Here is a 17,121-nt window from a genome sequence, read left to right on the forward strand (position 1 = left end):
CCTTACCAGACGTAAGCGAGGACTTCGCCGCCCACGCCGTTCTGTGCCGCCTGCCTGTCGGTCAGCAGTCCCTGCGACGTGGAGATGATCGCCACGCCGAGGCCGCCCAGGACCTTGGGCAGGTTGGTGGATTTCGCGTACACACGCAGACCGGGCTTGGAGACGCGCCGCACACCGGCGAGGCTGCGCTCGCGGCTGGGGCCGTACTTCAGGTCGACGACGAGGGTCTTGCCCACCTGGGCATCCTCGGTCCGGTAGTCGGCGATGTAGCCCTCGCGCTTGAGGATCTCGGCGATGTTCGCCTTGAGCTTCGAATGCGGAGCCTTCACCTGATCGTGGTACGCCGAGTTGGCGTTGCGCAGACGGGTCAGGAAGTCTGCGATCGGATCGGTCATGGTCATGGTTCGACCTCGACACCTTTCTCGCCGCGGTTCCCATACAGCACCGGCGCGCCCGGGAGCGCCCCGCATGGTGGGCCTACAGCAATTCGGCTGGTCCGGCAGGCACTTGCCGACCGGATGAGTTCGCGTCACCCGGGCGTCCCGCACAGAATGCGGGCACAGATGTGCCCCGGCAACCGCTCTAGTGTAGGCAACGCCCTGATCAGGACCAAATCGGGGGTGGGCCGGCCGCCGTGATCTCGGTCCCGCGGAGCCGGTGCGCGACTACGATCGAGCCATGGCGCATCCGCCGATCGAACGTCCCGATCTCCCGGAGTACATGACCTGGGAGCAACTCGAACAACTGCCCGACGAGATCGCCGGGCAGATCGAACTGTGGGAGGGGAAAGTGGTATGGCTACGCCGTGGTCCGGCCGAGCACCAGGAGTTCACGAACCTGATGTGGAGCGGGCTGCGCCGGTGCGCACGCGAGGACATGGCCGGCGAAGGTGACCGCTGCTGGCGTGTGCACACGGAGACGAACGTATTCCTGGGCCAGACCGGCAAATCCGACTTCGTCACCCCGGACTTCCTGGTTCACCGTTGCCTGCCGGAGCCTTATCAGGATGTCCGGGCCGACGATGTCTTGCTGGTCGGCGAGGTCTTGTCCCCCTCGAACACACCGACGGACATGGAGGCCAAGAAGGCCCGCTACGCCCGAGCGGGCATTCCTTGGTACTGGGAAGTCACCCTGGAACGCAGGAGGAGCGCCATCGCGACGGTCCACGCCTTCGTGCTGGAGACCACCCACGGCAGGCTTCCGGACGGTGTCCGACCGCTGTACCCGGCGAACTATCTGCTGGCGGGAAAGTGGTCCCCCAAGGACTCCGACGCCATCGACTACCCGTACCCCTTCTCCATCCACGTCCCCTGGTCCGAGCTCGAATTCTGAGCGATCGCACGGCCACGCAACGGCAGCCGGCCCACTCGGCATCGCGCGACGGGCGAAGGTTCCGGTTTCGGGGAGCCGTGGCCGGTCAACCTCTGTGGCTGCGGCCGTTCGCACCGGGGCGACGGGCGGTCGCGGTGGCAGGTCCGCCCCGGACCGGATCGCGCCGTCGGGCGCGGGAGGAGTACAGGTGCGAATCGTCAAAGCGGGCGTCGTTGCGGTAGCGCTGGCGGCCATGGCCGTAACCGGAGTCGGCCCGGCCGTCGCCGACGAAGGCATTCCCGGCACCCCCGAGGAGACCATCACCATCGACATCAACCTGCTCGGCTGCTCCATCGGGGCCGGGCTCGGCGGCGAGGTGCTGGCCGCGCTGACCGCGGGCACCGGGTCCACCACCGCCGTCGGGGCGGGGCTGGCGACCCGGCTGCGGGCCGCGGGCTGCCTGCCGTTCTAGACGAGCGTCGGCGGGGCGCGGTTCCATGACCGCGCCCCGCGAGCGGTCCGTCCCTGCGCTTTCCCATCGCGCCTCGTGCTGCTCCGACCGATTGTCGCTAGTAGGGTGGCCGGGACAATGATTCACAGGGGAGGGTAATCATGGCGTTCGCCAATTCCTGGGCAATGATGAAGGCGTCGGCCGGTGTGCTGCGCAGCCGTGGCGAGCTCGCGCTGTTTCCCGTGCTGTCGGGGGCCGCGAGTGTGGTCGTGGCGGTGTCGTTCTTCGTGCCCATCGCGCTGATCGGGACCGAGAGCCCGACGGCCGCGACCTACGTGCTGCTGCTCGCCATGTACGCCGTGATGGCGTATGTCACGGTGTTCTGCAACGCGGCGCTGATCTCGCAGGCCGATGTCGCGCTGCGGGGTGGTGATCCCAGCGTGGCCGGCGGGTTGCGGGCCGCGGGATCGCGGTGGTTGCGGATCCTGCCGTGGGCGCTGCTGTCGGCCACCGTGTCGTGGGTGCTGCAGGCGCTGAAGGAGCGCGCGGGCTTCGTGATGCAGCTGGTGCTGGGATCCGCGGGCGTCGCCTGGCAGGTGGTGACCTTCCTGGTGCTGCCGAAGATCGTGCTCGAGGATCGCGGCGTGGTCGACGCGGTCAAGGATTCCGCCGCCGCCATGCGCACCACCTGGGGCGAGAACGTCGTCGGCAACGCCGGACTCGGGCTGCTCGGTGTGCTGCTGGCCCTGCCCGGCATCGGCCTGATCTGGCTGGCGTTCCAGCTCTCCGGGGCGGGCCTGCTCCTCCTGCTCGCCCTCGCCGTCCTGTGGCTGCTCACCGCCGCGGTCCTCACCACCGCCCTCACCGGCATCTACCAAACCGCGCTCTACCACTTCACCCGCGACGGCCAGGTCCCCGCCCCCTTCGCCGCCGCCAACCTCCCCGCCGCCTTCACCGCACGCTGAGCGGGAGCTACTCTGCGCCCGACTACCGCCGCCGAGGCACCGGACGACTCAGCTCCGACGTTCTCGTATCCCCGTCCGGACTGGCGAGCCGCCGCTCCAACGCGGTGAACGCCTCGATCACCTCGGGCACCTCGAACGCCCTGTTGCGCCGCCCAACCGTCAACTGCCGCAGAACCCCCGCCCCGGCCAAACGCTCGATCGCGGCGTTGGTGGTGGGAAAACTGCGTCCGATCAGCGTCGCGGCGGTGGCCACGGTCAGAATCGGGGCGCCGACGAGTTTGCCGAGCAGCAGGTCGACCGCCGAGCTCGCCCGGACCGGCGCGAGCCTGGCGCGCCAGGACTGCTGGAGTTCGGCGGATCCGCGCTCGAACGTGATCGCGTCCTCGGCCGCGCGAGCGCAGGCCGCGGCGAAGCGCGCCACCCAGACGTCCACGCCCTCGGCGGCCTGTGGCGAGTCGGGCGGACCGAGGTGCCGGTATCGGGTCAGTCCGTCGATATAACTGTCGCTCCAGGTCGCGAGGATCAGCGAGACCGGGGCGACCACCCGTGCCACGGTGCCTCGACGACGAAGAACCATGTGTATCAACGCTCGCCCCGTCCGCCCATTGCCGTCCACGAACGGGTGAATGGTTTCGAACTGGGCGTGCGCTATCGCCGCCTGCGCCACGGCGGGCAGGTCGTCACGGTCACAGAACTCGACCAGGTCGTTCATCAACGCGGGCACGTGGGACGCCGGCGGCGGCACGAACGCGGCCGCGAAGGGATTGAACGAGCTTCCGCCGATCCAGTTCTGCTCCTCTCGGTAGCGTCCGCCGTGCCGCGCGAGCCGGGTGCCGGCGAGCAACCTGCCGTGCACGTCCAGCAGCGCCTGCTCGGTGATCGGCTCGCCGGGTCGTACCGCACCGGTCGCCACTGCCATCGCGTCGATATTGCCCAGGACCTCGGTGGCGGTCACATCCGAGGTCTCCCCCTCCAGATGCCGCGCCACCTCGGCGCGCAACAACCGCCGCGCGCCGATCTCGAGCCCCTCGATCCGCGAGGAGGCGATGGCCTCGGCGCGCAGCAGCAACCACGCCAGCGCCTCGGTCTCGACCAGCGCGTTCGCCTCGGCGTCGAGCCGGGCGATGGCCACCTCGGCATCGGCGACGTCGGCCGCGGTGGCGCCCGTCAGCGTGAATCGCCGATCGGCCAGCGAGTCCGGCAGATAGGCCAAGTATGAGCCCGAGCTGCGATCGCGCCTCGACAGTTCGCCGCCGTCCACACTGCCCACCCAATGCTCACGCAGAAGTTCGGCCATCAGGATCCTCCTTATTAAAGGTTAACGGCTGAACCCTTAATAAAGGCAGCGGCAATCAAGGTTCGGCGCGGAGCTCGCGGAACAGGCGAAGGCACGGACTCGCCGGAGTCCGTGCCTTCGTCAGGTGTTCGGTTGGGCGCTCGCTAGGAGCGCGAGCTCACCAGGAGCTCTTGTGCACGCCCGGGAGTTCGCCGCGGTGGGCCATCTCGCGCAGGCAGACTCGGCACAGGCCGAACTTGCGGTAGACGGCGTGCGGGCGGCCGCACCGCTGGCAGCGGGTGTAGGCGCGGACCGCGAACTTCGGCTTCCGGTTGGCCTTGTTGACCAGAGCTTTCTTCGCCATGGCTCAGTTCTCCTTGAACGGGAAGCCGAGGTGCTTGAGCAGGGCACGGCCTTCTTCGTTATTGGTCGCGGTGGTCACCACGGTGATGTCCATACCGCGCGGACGGTCGATCTTGTCCACGTCGATCTCGTGGAACATCGACTGCTCGCTCAGACCGAAGGTGTAGTTGCCGTTGCCGTCGAACTGCTTCGGCGACAGGCCGCGGAAGTCGCGGATACGGGGCAGCGCGATGGAGACCAGGCGATCCAGGAACTCCCACATGCGGTCGCCGCGCAGGGTGACCTTCGCGCCGATCGGCATGCCCTCGCGCAGCTTGAACTGCGCGATCGACTTGGTGGCCTTGCGGATCTGCGGCTTCTGACCGGTGATCAGGGCCAGATCCTCGACGGCGCCGTTGATCAGTTTGGCGTCGCGGGCGGCGTCACCGACACCCATGTTCACGACGACCTTCACCACGCCCGGGATCTGCATCACGTTGGCGTAGTCGAATTCCTGCTGCAGCGCGTCCTTGATCTCCTCGCGGTAGCGAAGCTTGAGGCGCGGCTGGATCTTCTCGGTGGTGGTCATGTCAGATGTCCTTCCCGTTGCGACGGGAGATGCGGACCCGCTTGCCGTTCTCGTCGGTCCGGTAGCCGATGCGGGTCGGCTTGCCGTCGGAGTCGACGACCATCACGTTGGACACGTGGATGGGGGCTTCCTGGGTCACGATGCCGCCGGAGGAGGCGCCGCGCTGGTTGGCCGAGTTCGCGACGTGCTTCTTGATGCGGTTCACGCCCTCGACGAGGACCCGGTTCTGCGCCGGGTAGGCCTGGATGACCTTGCCCTTCGCGCCCTTGTCCTTGCCCGAGATGACGAGCACGGTGTCGCCCTTGTGCACCTTCATGTCAGAGCACCTCCGGGGCCAGCGAAACGATCTTCATGAACTTCTTGTCGCGCAGCTCGCGGCCGACCGGGCCGAAGATGCGGGTGCCGCGCGGGTCGTTGTCGGGCTTGATGAGCACGGCGGCGTTCTCATCGAACTTGATGTACGAACCGTCCGGACGGCGGCGCTCCTTGGTGGTGCGCACGACGACGGCCTTCACCACGTCACCCCGCTTGACGTTGCCGCCGGGGATGGCGTCCTTGACGGTGGCGACGATGATGTCGCCGATACCGGCATAGCGACGCGACGAACCACCGAGAACGCGGATGCAGAGGATTTCCTTCGCACCCGTGTTGTCGGCGACGCGCAGTCGCGACTCCTGCTGAATCACTTCAGCCTCCTTGACCTGGACGTGTCAGTCCGCCGGATTGCCGACCCGACGGACATGGTCGTGTCGCCACTCGAAACGCGCGCCTGCCGGCGGTATCGAACGGCCGGCGCACAGACGTGTACCGGACCAACCATCGGGGGTTCGCGGCCGAGCTGCGGGCAGAGCTCCCGCAGGCAACCGGTCTAGTGTATGGGAACGCCCTGGTCGGCCCAAATCGGGGTCCACCGGCGGGCGGCGGGCGCCTCGGCGCGGCGGCGTGAATCCGTGCCCGCCCGGACCGGCGCCGGTAGCCTCGGCGAGCATACGCCGCCTTCACAGACACGTGCGGAACGCGAAACCGCAGCGGGGAGAGGAATCACGTTGACATCACCAGGTCGCCGACCGGTCCGGTTGGACCGCCGCGCCTTCTTGATCGCCCTCGGCGTCGCCGCGCCCACCGCGGCCTTCCTCGCCTCCTGTTCCGACGACGGTGACGCGAGCGACGTGCAACTCACCGGGGTCGACCTGAGCGGCGCCGACTCGGCGATCCGCCCGCAGGACGATCTGTACCGCCACGTCAACGGCGCCTGGCTGCGCGATTTCCAACTACCGCCGGACAAGGCGGAGGTGGGCGCGGTGAGCGACGCCTACGACCGCACGCTGGAGCAGCTGCGCGCCATCATCGAGGGCATCAGCGATCCGGAGCCGGGTTCGCCGGAGCAGCAGATCCGCGATCTCTACGACGCCCGGCTGGACCTCGAGGAGATCGAGCGGCTGGGGATGAGCCCGCTCGAGCCCCTGTTCGCGCGGATCGACGCGGTGCGCGACAAGTCGGAGCTGGCCGAGGTGATGGCCTGGTTGCCGATCGGCGGCCTGATCGGCCTCGGCATCGGCGTGGACCGCAAGAATTCCTCGGCGTACGTCCCGAGCGTCGGGCAGTCCGGCCTCACGCTGGGCGAGCAGTACTACCGCAAGCCCGAGTTCGCCACCCAGCTCGACGGGTACCGCACCTACGTGGGCAAACTCGCCGAGGGCGCGGGATTCGAGGATCCCGAGGGCCTGGCGCGACGGGTGGTCGATCTGGAGACCCGCATCGCCGCCTCGCACTGGGACAGCGTGCGCCTGCGCGACACCGACGCCACCTACAACCGGATGAGCTGGGACGAGATGACCGCCCTGGCACCGCAATTCGACTGGGAACGCTGGCTGACCGGCATGACCGACCGGCCGCGCGAGCTGTTCGCCGAGATCGTGGTGGGCCAGCCCGACTACATCACCGCCGCGGGCAAGCTGTGGGAGGAGGTGGACCTCGCGCAGTGGCGGGAGTACCTGCGGGTGCACACCACCAACGCCTACGCGCGGTTCCTGCCCGCGGCCATCGCCGACGCGCGCTTCGATTTCGTCGGCAGGGTGCTCGGCGGGCTCGAGGAGAAGCCGGAGATGTGGAAGTCCGCGGTCGGCGTCGTGGACGACAACCTGGGCGACCAGCTGGGCAAACTGTATGTGGCCGAGCACTTCCCGCCGGAGGCCAAGGAACGGGTGCTCGAGATGATCGACGACCTGTTCGCCGCGTACAAGGACAACTTCACCAACTCGACGTGGATGACCGAGCCCACCCGGCAGGCGGCGCTGGCGAAGCTGGACAAGATCACCGTCAAGGTCGGCTACCCCGACGAGTGGGTGGACTACTCGAAGCTCACCATCACCAAGGGCAAGCTGATCGAATCCCTGCTCGCCGTCAACGATTTCGAGGTGAAGCGGGCCTTCGCGCGGCTCGGCACGCCGGTGGACAAGACCGAGTGGGCGATGTCGCCGCAGACGGTGAACGCCTACTACTCCCCCACCCTCAACGAGATCGCCTTCCCCGCGGGCTACCTCCAGTCCCCGTTCTTCGACAAGGACGCCACGACCGCGGTGAACTACGGCGCGGTCGGCGCGACCATCGGCCACGAGATCGGGCACGGCTTCGATGACCAGGGCTCCAAGTACGACGGTGACGGCAACCGCCGCGACTGGTGGGCCGAGGCGGATCTGGCGGCGTTCCAGGAGAAGACCGACCGCCTCATCGCGCAGTACGACGGGCTGGTGCCCGAGGGCGTGGGCCCCGAGTACACGGTGAACGGCGCGCGGACGGTCGGTGAGAACCTGGCCGACCTGCGCGGATTGCAGATCGCGATCGCCGCGTACCGCAAGGCCGCGCAGCGTGACGGGATCGAACCGGATCTGCGCGAGATGTTCCTCTCACACGCCCGTACCTGGCGGGAGAAGCAGACCACCGAGGCCACCATCTCGCGGTTGCAGGGCAACCACTCCCCCAACGAGTTCCGGTGCAACCAGGTGGTCCGCCACATCGCCGAGTTCTATACGACGTTCGACGTCAAGGAGAACGACAAGCTGTTCCTCCCGCCGGACCAGCGCATCACCCTCTGACGGCGGCGCCCTCCGGGTCACCCCGACCCGGAGGGCGTTCCGCATCCGGCCTCGCGAAGATCGCCGACCGCTGCCGTATCGGCCTAGGTTAGGCTTGGCTGACTTAACCGGTATGGCTCGAGGGAGCCGGGTCGAGGTCCGCCTCGATGAATGGAGGGTGCACACGATGGGGTCTCTTCGGGAGTCGCGCGGCTGGACGCGCGCGGCCGCGGCCGTGCTGGCCGGAGCGCTCGCCTTCGGCATCGCCGGATGCGGGTCCTCGGACGAGGATTCGGGCTCCGGCGGCGAGACGATCACCGTCAAGCACGCCAAGGGGGAGACCGCCGTTCCCACCGAGCCGCAGAAGGTCGTCGTGCTGGGCAGCCAGTGGCTCGACACCGCGCTGGCGCTCGGCCTGCAGCCCGCCGCCTACCTCGACCCGGCCGCCGTGCAGGCCAACGCCGCGCCCGCGTGGCAGACCACGAAGCCCACGGGCCAGCAGCTCAACGCCACCGGCAACGTGCCCGAGCAGGTCGCCGCGCTGGAGCCGGACCTGATCCTGACCGATTCGTTCATCGCCAACCAGGCCAACAATTACGACGAGCTGTCCAAGATCGCGCCGACGGTGTCGGGGCTGTCCGAGGAGATCATCACGCCTTGGCAGGACCTGGTCACCACGCTCGGTGACATCCTGAACAAGGACGACGAGGCCGCCGCGCTGATCCAGGGTGTGAACGACAAGATCGCCGGCCTCACCGCGGCCAACCCGGGCCTGCAGGGCAAGACCTTCGCCAGCACGTTCCTCTACAGCGCGTCGCAGCTCATGGTGCTCACCGATCCCAAGGATGGTTCCGCCAAGCTGATGGAGCAGCTGGGCCTGACCATCCCGCAGAACCTGCGGGACCAGCCCGCCGCCGGTGGCCGCCTCGCGCTGTCTCCGGAGCGCGTCGGTGAGCTGACCGCCGACCTGCTGCTCGCCGGCTACACGCCCGGTATGGACGAGAAGTTCCGCCAGCTGCCCGGCTTCGGCGAGCTGCCCGCGGTGCGCAAGGACGCGGTCGTGTTCATGACCACGCAGGAGATCACCGGCGTCAACCAGCCGACCGTGCTGTCGATCCCGTTCGTCCTGGACACGATCTCACCCGCCCTGGCCAACGCCGCGAAGTAGTCCGTTCGACAAGGAGTTCCACGGTTTGTCCGCCGTCCTGTACCCCGACCAGACGCGCTTCGCCCTGCGCGAAGGCGTCACCTGCGTCACCGATCCGTGCGGCGCGGTGCTGGCCGGCCCCGCGCGCGACCGGAAACTGACGGGCCTCGGCGAGGCGCAGGTGCGCGCGCTCGAGACCATGGCGCAGGGGCCCGCCACGCTCACCGCGATGGCCGGTGACGGGGTGGACGCGCTGGTGGACGACCTGGTCGCGGACGGCTGGCTGGCGGTGACGGTGCGCGACGGCGGCCGTGACCTCTACACCATCCAGCCGCTCGCGCGGCCGCCCGCCCGGCCGCGCACGGCGTTGCCGTGGTCGGCGACGCTGTCGAAGTTCGCTGTGCTGCACCGGGATTCGGCCGGGTTCGTGCTGGAGAATCCGCTGTCCTGGTGCGATCTGCGGGTGCACGATCCGCGTCTGCTCGCGCTGCTGGACGGTCCCGGCGCCGCCGATTCCGAGGTGCCGATCGCGATCAAGGCGCAGCTGGCCGACGATCTGCACTGGTGCGGGTTCCTGGTGGACGCGTACGCCGAGGAGAGCGACGCCGCCACGCGCGGCTGGAGCGCGTCCGACCTGTGGTTCCACCGCCGCAGCACCCGGGGCGGTCCGCCCGGAAACCACGCCGCCCCCGCCGAGCCCGCGCGCGAGCCGGATCATGCGGGCGCCCCGGTCCCGCTGGCGCGGCCGGATCTGGAGTCGCTGCCCGGCGCCGACCTGACCGACGTGATCGGGAACCACGTCGCCTGCGGCGAGTTCGACGACGACGCGCCGATCACCGTCGACGGACTGGGCGAACTGCTGTACCGCGCGGCGCGCGCCCCCGAGGGTGCCGCACCGGGCGAGCTGGTGCTGTACTCGATCGCCCGCAACGTGGCCGGCCTGAAAGCCGGTATGTACCACTACGATTCGGCGGAGCACGTGCTTCGCCCCGTCGCGGGCGCGGATTCCCCCGAGGTGCGGCGACTGCTGCGCGCCACCTCCGAGGAAACCGACAGCGCCCAACCGCAGCTGGTGCTGGTCATCGCCGCCCGCGCGAGCCGGTTCGCCGGTGAGCGGGCCGCCTACGCGCGCATCCTCCGGGAAGCGGGCGCGCTCACCCGGACGATCCACCTGGTGTCCAGGGCCATGGGCCTCGGCGCGGACACGCACGACGTGACCGACGCCGCCGCGTTCGCCGCCGCGTCCGGTGTGGACGAACTCGCGCAATGCCCGGTGGGCACCGTCATCGTGGGGACGCCGGCGCGGCGCTGATCGCTTCCCGCGCCGTAGCCGCTTCCCAGCGCCGGGCGATGTCCATCAGGGCGACCGGTGTGGGCGCGATGTCGGTGATGTGCCCTGTCGTGGCATCCGGTTCGGCGCCACCGCTTTTCGCGACGACCGCACTCGCGATCCAGCGCGCGTACCCGGCGGCGTCGGCCGCGTCGGGGGGCGCGCCCGGCGCGTATCGCCGCAACCGCACCAGCGCGTCGAGGATCTCCACCTGCATCCGGTAGCGCCGCGCGGCCGAATCCCGCCCCGTGTCGTCCGGCCGGTGCAGCACCACCTCCGGCACCGCGGCGGTGACATCGCGCCACATCGGGCGCAGCAGGCGGCGGTCGCGCCCCGCCCGGTCCAGGCCGAACCGTTCCAGCGCCCGGTGGCCCAGCGGCACCGCCGCGAGCAGGGCGAATCCGGCCTGCACCAGAAACGGGCTCGCGTTGCCGAAGCGGCCGCCGTCGATGGGCAGCGAGGTGCCGGTGACCACGACCCGCACCATCGAGACCGCCGAGAGCGTGCCCGCCAGCGTGGTCACGGCGAACAAGCCGACGAAGGCCAGCTGTTCGGAGAAGGCGCCACCGCGGCGCAACTCACGCAGCGCCGACCACGCGATCAACACCGTGGCCACCACGATGATCCCGGACGAGGCCAGCCAGGTGATCCGATACCAGTCCGCCACCCGGTCCAGCGACAGCGCGCGCCCCGCTCCCGACAAGACGATCAGCAACGCCGCACCGAGGGCGGCCGCCGCGACATCGCGGCGGCGCCGGCGGCGCTCCCCGGTGGCACCGCTCTCCAAACCGGCGAAGTTCGCCGCGACACCGTAGATGCTCGCCGTCGCCATGAATCCGGTGACCAGCAATATCTGCGGCCCCACGCCGGTCGCGCCCAGACTGTCCGCCGACCAGTACCCGACCGCCCCGGCCACACTCCAGGAGAGCGCGGCGTTGATCAGCCGGTCGACCGTCGTACGGCGCAGCAGCGTCCACCGCGCCGCCACCACCGTGGTGGTGAGGACGAGGGCGGGCACGGCGACCGCCGCGGGTATAGCGTTCATCGGCGATGACGGTAGCGCGAGTCGCGGCGGGCCGCGCGGCGCGCAATCAGCGCACCGCCCGGTCGCGGGCCGGCGCGGCGGCCGGCTCGGCCCGCGCGAGCTCGATGCGCAGGACACGATCGGACAGCTCGCCCAGGCAGCTCAGGTTCGGGAAGCCCGGCCCCTGGGCCAGCGCGGCGAGATTCGGCAGGTACAGCTTGGCGTCGAGGTTGCGCACGGCCAGGTCGAGGTCGATCGAGGCCGCCACCCAGCGCAGGTACGCGGCCCACACGTGGTGGCGCGGGCTGGGGCGGCCGCGGTCGATCCATTCGGCGTAGGTGCCCTGGTCGACCGGGAAGGAGGTCCAGCTGTAGGCGGTCATCGCCTCATCGATGCGGCGGTTGTACTCGCCCGCCCAGATGGTGCGGTAGGGGAATCCGACGTCCTTCTCGGGGCTGGTGCCGAGCCCGGTGCTGACCGTCGGTCCAGCTGCCGGGCAGCCAGTTGGCGCCGACGGTCTGCGCCTCGACCACCACCACGCGGGGCGTGGGCAGGCCCAACTCGCGCAGGACGTGGGCTTTTGGCCGCCACGGCCAGCGATTTCGGACCGGCGCCGATCACGACGAGTGTTTCCACCTGCGCTCCACATCTCGAACCACTCGCATCTCGTGTTCCGCGCTCACCTACGGGACCCCGGGCAACCCGGGGGCGCGCTACGCCGCCGGGGTGTCGGTGAGGTAGCCGCCGCGCCGGAAGAACTCCGCGCCCGAGTGCTCGGCGCCGTCGGCGGTGCGCACCTTGGTGATGAGCAGTCCGTGGTTGTGGCCGCGGAACGCGTCGGGGCCGCAGACCACCACGCCACCGTCCTCCTGGACGATGACGCGACCGGGCGTGCCGCCGTAGCGGGCCGAGGACACCTCGGCCGCGAGCACCTCGACGCGCTCGCCGCGGTAGTGGCTGAACGCGGGCGGGTACGGCGCGGAGAGCGCGCGCACCAGGCGCTCCAGATCCTCGGCGGGGGTGTGCCAGTTGATCAGACTGTCGCGCTCGGACCGCTTGTGGAAGTAGGTGCGCTCGGCCTTGTTCTGCGGTCGCCACTGGGCGGTGCCGGTCTCCAGCGCGTGCAGCGCCTCGTGCACCGCGGCGGGGATCAGGTCCATACCGGCCAGCACCAGTTCGGTACCGGTGGCCTTCGGCCCGATGGGCAGCGAGCGCTGCACCAGGATGTCGCCGGTGTCGAGCTGTTCGTCCATGCGGTGCACGGTGAGGCCGAACTCCGACTCCCCGCTGATCAGCGCCCACAGCACCGGCGAGAAGCCGGTGAACTTGGGCAGCAGCGAATCGTGCAGGTTCAGTGTGCCGTGCGGAGGCATCAGGTACAGCTCCGGCGGCATCCAGGTGTACCAGCTGTTCACCACGATGACGTCGGGCTCGGCCCGCTTGACCAGGTCGATGGTCTCCTGATCGGCGCGCTCGGTGAGGTGCACCGGGATGCCGTGCTCGACGGCCAGCTCCTCGACCGAATCCGACCAGATCCCCTTGTAGGAGTCATCGCTGGACGGGTGGGTGACGGCCAGGACGACCTCGTGGTCCGAGTCGATCAGGGCCTGCAGTGTTCTACGGCCCCAGGTCTGGAAACCGAACGACACGATACGCATGGAGCAAACCTCATCTTCGAAAATCAGCAACTAGCTGGCTAAAAGCCGAGTTAGGCTAACCTACCTCGGGAGCGAACGCCAGCGATGCCGACCGGGCGACGGGCTCGGCGGCCACCGGCGCGCCGAGCACGCGATCCGAGAGTTCGCCCAGGCAACTGAGATTCGGGAATCCCGGCCCCTGCGCGAGCCCGGCCAGATTCGGCAGGTACAGCTTGGCCCCCAAGCCCTCGACGGCCAGATCGTGCCCGATCGCGAGCTCCACCCGTTCGGTGGTGACCTGCCCGCCGACGGCGAGCTCCAGCAAGTCGGCGGCGTCGGAGTCGAACAGGTCGGTGAACCACAGCGGCTGCCCGCCGGTCGCGTCGACGACGAGGTCGAAGGCGTGCGCGCGGTCGCCGTGCGTCTCGGTGCGCAGGGTGAGCGCGACGGCGTCGCCCTGCGCGGCGGCGCGCACCACCCGGCCGCGCAGGTGGTGCACGCGATCGTCGCCGAGCAGACGCTCCTGCACACGCACCGAGATGACCCCGCGATCGGTGCGGCGCACCACCTCGCGGCGCTCGGCCGTGCTGAGCGCGCGCCACCGGGCCGGATCGCTGTAGAGGGCGTTCTCGAAGTAGCTCTCGCCGCGGGTGTAGATGGTCGGGGCGGGCGAGACCACCGCGATGCTGAGCACGTCGTGGCGGATCAGTTCGTCCAGCGCCGAGCCCGCGGTCTCACCGCCGCCGATGACGGCGGCGCGCGAGGAGGCGGGCAGTTTGCGCTTGCCCGCCAGCTCCCAGAAGTCGGCGATGCTGAGCACCTTCGGATGCTCCGAGAGCGCCCGGCGGCTGTCGCCGGGGCCGGTGATCATCAGCCGGTCGGCGTCGATCTGGGTCTCCACGCCGTCGGCGCCCGCGACCGACACCAGCCAGCCGTCGGCGGCCGGCGCGATCCGGCGCACGGTGGCGAACACGATCTCCACCTCGGATTTCGCCGCGACCCACCGCAGGTATTCGGCCCAGACGTGGTGGTGCGGGCTGGGGCGGCCGCGGTCGATCCATTCGGCGTAGGTGCCGCGGTCGACCAGGAACGACGCCCAGCTGTACTCGGTCATCCGCTCGTCGATCGCGCGGTTGTGCGCACCGGCCCAGATGGTGCGGTAGGGGAAGCCGACGTCCTTCTCGGGGCTGGTGCCGAGGCGGTGCCTGCCGTCGGTCCACCCACCGCCCGGCAGCCAGTTGCCGCCCACCGCGTGCGACTCCACGACGACGACCTGCGGCGCGGGCAGACCCAGGTCGCGCAGCACCCGCGCCTTCGCCGCCACGGCCATGGCCTTCGGGCCACCGCCGACCACGAGAAGTCTCTCCACCGGTACTCCTATCTGGACAACCAGCCATCGCACAGCAATCGGCACGGGTACCTGCCGCAGCGATGGCCATCGACGCCGTGACGGCGCCGGGAAACCGGGCGTACCACAACCCGGTTTGCATAGGCTTACCTTAACCGTACCGTGATGCTCGCGACCACGGGGTCGCCGGGATGAAACGGCGAAAGTCCAGGAAAGCGCGGATTTCGATTGAGCGAGAACATGATTCGCGCTCGCGCGGGTTGGCGAGGACCCGCGCTCGGGCTCGCTCGCGACGCCGTCGAGGTCCGTCGTCCGACGGTGGCGCGGCGACCTGGGCTCGGCTCCCGGTAGCGGGCGAACTCCGGGAAACCTTTCCGGACGCCGGGCGCCGCTCGGGGTCACCGCCGCCGAAAGGACGAGACCGACTCATCCGCGGGTCGGATTCGACTCGCGACCTGGCGGCGACGCGCACCGGAGCCCGCGCGCGGCAAGCTGGAGCCCGTTCCGTGGACGAGAGGGCTCAGATGTCGATCATCGATGGCGTGATCCCGGCGGCCGTCGTGGTGTGCGCACTGGTGGTGGTCGGCGGGGTGCGCGTCCGGCGTGTGTGGGTAGCGGTGGCGCTCGGAGTGATCGCGGGGCTCGCGGTGATCCAGCTGATCACCGAAGGGTTCTATTGGCAGTTCCTGCCGACGTACGTATTGCTGTGTGTCACAGCGCTGTTCGCGTTCTTCCCGCCCGGGCGTCGCGCGTGGTCGGTGGTGTCGCGGGTCGCGATCGCCCTGCTGATCGTTCCGGCGGCGGGCGCCTGGGCGGTGACGCCGGTGCCGGAATTGCCCGCGCCGAGCGGGCCGTACCTGGTCGGCACCGAGACGTTCCGCTGGGTCGATCCCGCCCGGGACGAGCCCGCGACTCCGGACCCCGATGACCGGCGCGCGGTGATCGCGCAGGCCTGGTACCCGGCCGCCGAGCCGACCGGCCGCCGCGCGCCCTACCTGGACGGACTCGGCGACCTGCCCGCGAGCGTGTCGGGCATCCCCGGATTCGTGTTCGGCGCCTACGCCGATGTCGACACCCTCGGCGAACTCCTCGCAACCCCGCACCCCGACCGGGAGCGCTGGCCGGTCGTGCTGTTCTCCCCCGGCTACGGTGCGCCGCGCGGCTTCTACACCGGGTTGGTCGCCGAGCTGGCGAGCCGCGGATTCGTGGTGCTCGCCGTGGATCACCCGTACGAATCGGCCGTCACCGAACTGCCCGGCGGTGATCTCGCCACACCCGTCGCCGTCCCGGCCGACCCGGACGAGGGCGAGCGGTACATGGCCGCGCAGCAGGACGTGCGCGCGTCCGACCTGCGGTTCGTCCTCGACCGGCTCGACGCGCTGGGCCCGCGGCTCACCGGCCGGGTCGACACCGAGCACGTCGCGGTGATCGGCCACTCGTTCGGCGGCGCCGCCGCGGCCGCCACCGCCGCGGCCGACCCCCGGGTGCGCGCCGCCGCGAACATCGACGGCACGCCCTACGGCTCGCTGCCGGAACAGGCACTGCGCCAACCATTCCTGCTGGTGGAGAGCGATCGCGCCGAGACGGGCCACTCCCGCGCATACCTCGACCGCAACGAAGCGCTGCTGACCCGCGCGGCCGAGGGCTACCGCTACGAGATCACCGAGGCCAACCACTACAGCTTCACCGACACCCCCTTGTTCCTCACCGCCCCCGGACGATTCGCGCTGGCCCAGGTGATCGGCGGCTCGCGCGGGCCGGAACCGACGCAGCGCGCCACCGTCGACATCCTCGCGGCATTCCTGAGCGAACCTCTCGGCGGCGTGAGGGGCGACCCCACCGCGGCGGCGGGCTCGCATCCGGGAGTCCGGGGCGGGCCGGTGGGGTAGGCAGAGGGTCCGCCGAGCCGGACGGACCGGAACCCCACTGTCCCGAGCCGATCGGTGCGGCGGATCGGCTCAGCTCACCGGCTTGCCGCGACCCGCCGGACACGACCCGCCGGGGCGACACGCGGCGACACGCGAAAGACAGCGGGAATCGGACGGATCGGGCGGCGATCGGAATCGGCCGGAACGACACCGCGTTGGTGACGAATATGACTGCTACGGCATCCGATCGCACCGCCCCCACCGTGGACACCTCCACCGAGTTCGGCGCGAAAGCCGCCGAACGCCTGGCCCGCGAGCCCATCGTGTGGTTCACCACCGTCGGCAAGTCCGGGACGCCGCAACCGAATCCGGTGTGGTTCCTCTGGCACGACGAGTCCGTTCTGCTGTTCAGCCAGCCCGAGACCCCCAAACTGCGCAATATCGCGCGCAACCCGCGCGTCTCGCTCAACCTCAACAGCACCGAACACGGCGAGAACGTCATCGTCCTGAGCGGCACCGCCACCGTGGTGGAGGAGCCGATCACCCCGGAGATCACCACCGCGTACGTCACCAAGTACACCGAGGGCCTGAAGAGCATCAAGATGACGGCCGAGGAATTCTTCGCCGACTACTCCGTCCCCGTCCGCATCGTGCCCGACCGCCTGCGCGGCTTCTGACATTTCCCGGCCCGCGCCCGGACCTGCCGGTGGGCACTCGCATCGCCGGGCTCCGGGCAGCAGGCCGGCCGACCGCACCCCC

General features: G+C 70.0%; 17 protein-coding genes and 1 pseudogene. 8 read left to right on the top strand and 10 right to left on the bottom strand.

The genetic code is table 11. The features are described 5' to 3' along the window. Positions 1-2: 2 nt before the first annotated feature. Positions 3-401, bottom strand: coding sequence for a 30S ribosomal protein S8 (gene rpsH, locus DFR74_RS21005; RefSeq protein WP_067507531.1), 399 nt, complete (start codon positions 399-401; stop codon positions 3-5). A 277-nt stretch (positions 402-678) separates the two neighbouring features. On the opposite strand from rpsH, the gene DFR74_RS21010 reads away from it, so the two are divergent. The 3 genes from DFR74_RS21010 to DFR74_RS21020 all read left to right on the top strand — a co-directional run bounded on the left by DFR74_RS21010 (position 679) and on the right by DFR74_RS21020 (position 2,727). Continuing rightward, positions 679-1,332 carry a Uma2 family endonuclease gene (locus DFR74_RS21010; protein ID WP_067507534.1) on the top strand — a complete coding sequence of 218 codons (654 nt, stop codon included), beginning with the start codon at positions 679-681 and terminating at the stop codon, positions 1,330-1,332. A 187-nt stretch (positions 1,333-1,519) separates the two neighbouring features. Next, complete coding sequence (locus DFR74_RS21015) at positions 1,520-1,783, top strand: hypothetical protein (protein WP_067507537.1); 264 nt, start codon at positions 1,520-1,522, stop codon at positions 1,781-1,783. A 140-nt stretch (positions 1,784-1,923) separates the two neighbouring features. Further along, a complete protein-coding gene (locus DFR74_RS21020) occupies positions 1,924-2,727 on the top strand; it encodes a DUF6159 family protein (protein WP_067507540.1) in 804 nt (267 codons plus the stop codon). A gap of 22 nt (positions 2,728-2,749) precedes the next feature. Here DFR74_RS21020 and DFR74_RS21025 read toward each other — a convergent pair whose 3' ends face one another. From DFR74_RS21025 to rplN, 5 genes are all read right to left on the bottom strand, one after another. Next, positions 2,750-4,024, bottom strand: a complete 1,275-nt coding sequence (locus tag DFR74_RS21025; protein WP_067507543.1) for a Fic family protein — start codon at positions 4,022-4,024, stop codon at positions 2,750-2,752. Between the two features lie 157 nt (positions 4,025-4,181). After that, entirely contained in the window at positions 4,182-4,367 is a 186-nt protein-coding gene (locus tag DFR74_RS21030) for a type Z 30S ribosomal protein S14 (RefSeq protein ID WP_014349101.1), read from the bottom strand. A 3-nt stretch (positions 4,368-4,370) separates the two neighbouring features. Next, complete coding sequence (gene rplE / locus DFR74_RS21035; RefSeq protein ID WP_067507545.1) at positions 4,371-4,934, bottom strand: 50S ribosomal protein L5; 564 nt, start codon at positions 4,932-4,934, stop codon at positions 4,371-4,373. Between the two features lies 1 nt (position 4,935). Next, positions 4,936-5,250 (bottom strand): 50S ribosomal protein L24, encoded by a 315-nt coding sequence (gene rplX / locus DFR74_RS21040; RefSeq protein WP_067507548.1) that lies wholly within the window; start codon positions 5,248-5,250, stop codon positions 4,936-4,938. A 1-nt stretch (position 5,251) separates the two neighbouring features. Further along, positions 5,252-5,620 (bottom strand): 50S ribosomal protein L14, encoded by a 369-nt coding sequence (gene rplN, locus DFR74_RS21045; RefSeq protein ID WP_067507551.1) that lies wholly within the window; start codon positions 5,618-5,620, stop codon positions 5,252-5,254. 360 nt (positions 5,621-5,980) lie between these two features. Here rplN and DFR74_RS21050 point away from each other — a divergent pair, with 360 nt between their 5' ends. From DFR74_RS21050 to DFR74_RS21060, 3 genes are all read left to right on the top strand, one after another. Next, positions 5,981-8,029 (top strand): M13 family metallopeptidase, encoded by a 2,049-nt coding sequence (locus DFR74_RS21050; RefSeq protein ID WP_228790265.1) that lies wholly within the window; start codon positions 5,981-5,983, stop codon positions 8,027-8,029. A 166-nt stretch (positions 8,030-8,195) separates the two neighbouring features. Continuing rightward, positions 8,196-9,176 carry an ABC transporter substrate-binding protein gene (locus DFR74_RS21055; RefSeq protein WP_067507554.1) on the top strand — a complete coding sequence of 327 codons (981 nt, stop codon included), beginning with the start codon at positions 8,196-8,198 and terminating at the stop codon, positions 9,174-9,176. Between the two features lie 25 nt (positions 9,177-9,201). After that, complete coding sequence (locus DFR74_RS21060; RefSeq protein ID WP_067507556.1) at positions 9,202-10,467, top strand: nitroreductase family protein; 1,266 nt, start codon at positions 9,202-9,204, stop codon at positions 10,465-10,467. Here the strand turns inward: DFR74_RS21060 and DFR74_RS21065 are convergent. The 4 genes and pseudogenes from DFR74_RS21065 to DFR74_RS21080 all read right to left on the bottom strand — a co-directional run bounded on the left by DFR74_RS21065 (position 10,439) and on the right by DFR74_RS21080 (position 14,515). Further along, positions 10,439-11,530 carry a DUF6545 domain-containing protein gene (locus DFR74_RS21065; RefSeq protein WP_067507559.1) on the bottom strand — a complete coding sequence of 364 codons (1,092 nt, stop codon included), beginning with the start codon at positions 11,528-11,530 and terminating at the stop codon, positions 10,439-10,441. The two genes, DFR74_RS21060 and DFR74_RS21065, sit on opposite strands and share 29 nt — an antisense overlap. Before the next feature lie 220 nt (positions 11,531-11,750). Further along, positions 11,751-12,145: pseudogene (locus tag DFR74_RS37260) on the bottom strand (Rossmann-fold NAD(P)-binding domain-containing protein); the annotation flags it as partial. Positions 12,146-12,222: 77 nt separating this feature from the next. Further along, a complete protein-coding gene (locus DFR74_RS21075; RefSeq protein WP_067507571.1) occupies positions 12,223-13,167 on the bottom strand; it encodes a methionyl-tRNA formyltransferase in 945 nt (314 codons plus the stop codon). A 55-nt stretch (positions 13,168-13,222) separates the two neighbouring features. Beyond that, positions 13,223-14,515, bottom strand: a complete 1,293-nt coding sequence (locus DFR74_RS21080) for a SidA/IucD/PvdA family monooxygenase (protein WP_157115818.1) — start codon at positions 14,513-14,515, stop codon at positions 13,223-13,225. Between the two features lie 503 nt (positions 14,516-15,018). Here DFR74_RS21080 and DFR74_RS21085 point away from each other — a divergent pair. Further along, positions 15,019-16,383, top strand: coding sequence for an alpha/beta hydrolase family protein (locus tag DFR74_RS21085; RefSeq protein ID WP_067507573.1), 1,365 nt, complete (start codon positions 15,019-15,021; stop codon positions 16,381-16,383). A 206-nt stretch (positions 16,384-16,589) separates the two neighbouring features. Continuing rightward, complete coding sequence (locus tag DFR74_RS21090) at positions 16,590-17,039, top strand: TIGR03667 family PPOX class F420-dependent oxidoreductase (protein WP_084537490.1); 450 nt, start codon at positions 16,590-16,592, stop codon at positions 17,037-17,039. The last annotated feature ends 82 nt before the right edge of the window (positions 17,040-17,121 follow it).

The sequence above is a fragment of the Nocardia puris genome, from assembly GCF_003315035.1.
Taxonomy (GTDB): domain Bacteria; phylum Actinomycetota; class Actinomycetes; order Mycobacteriales; family Mycobacteriaceae; genus Nocardia; species Nocardia puris.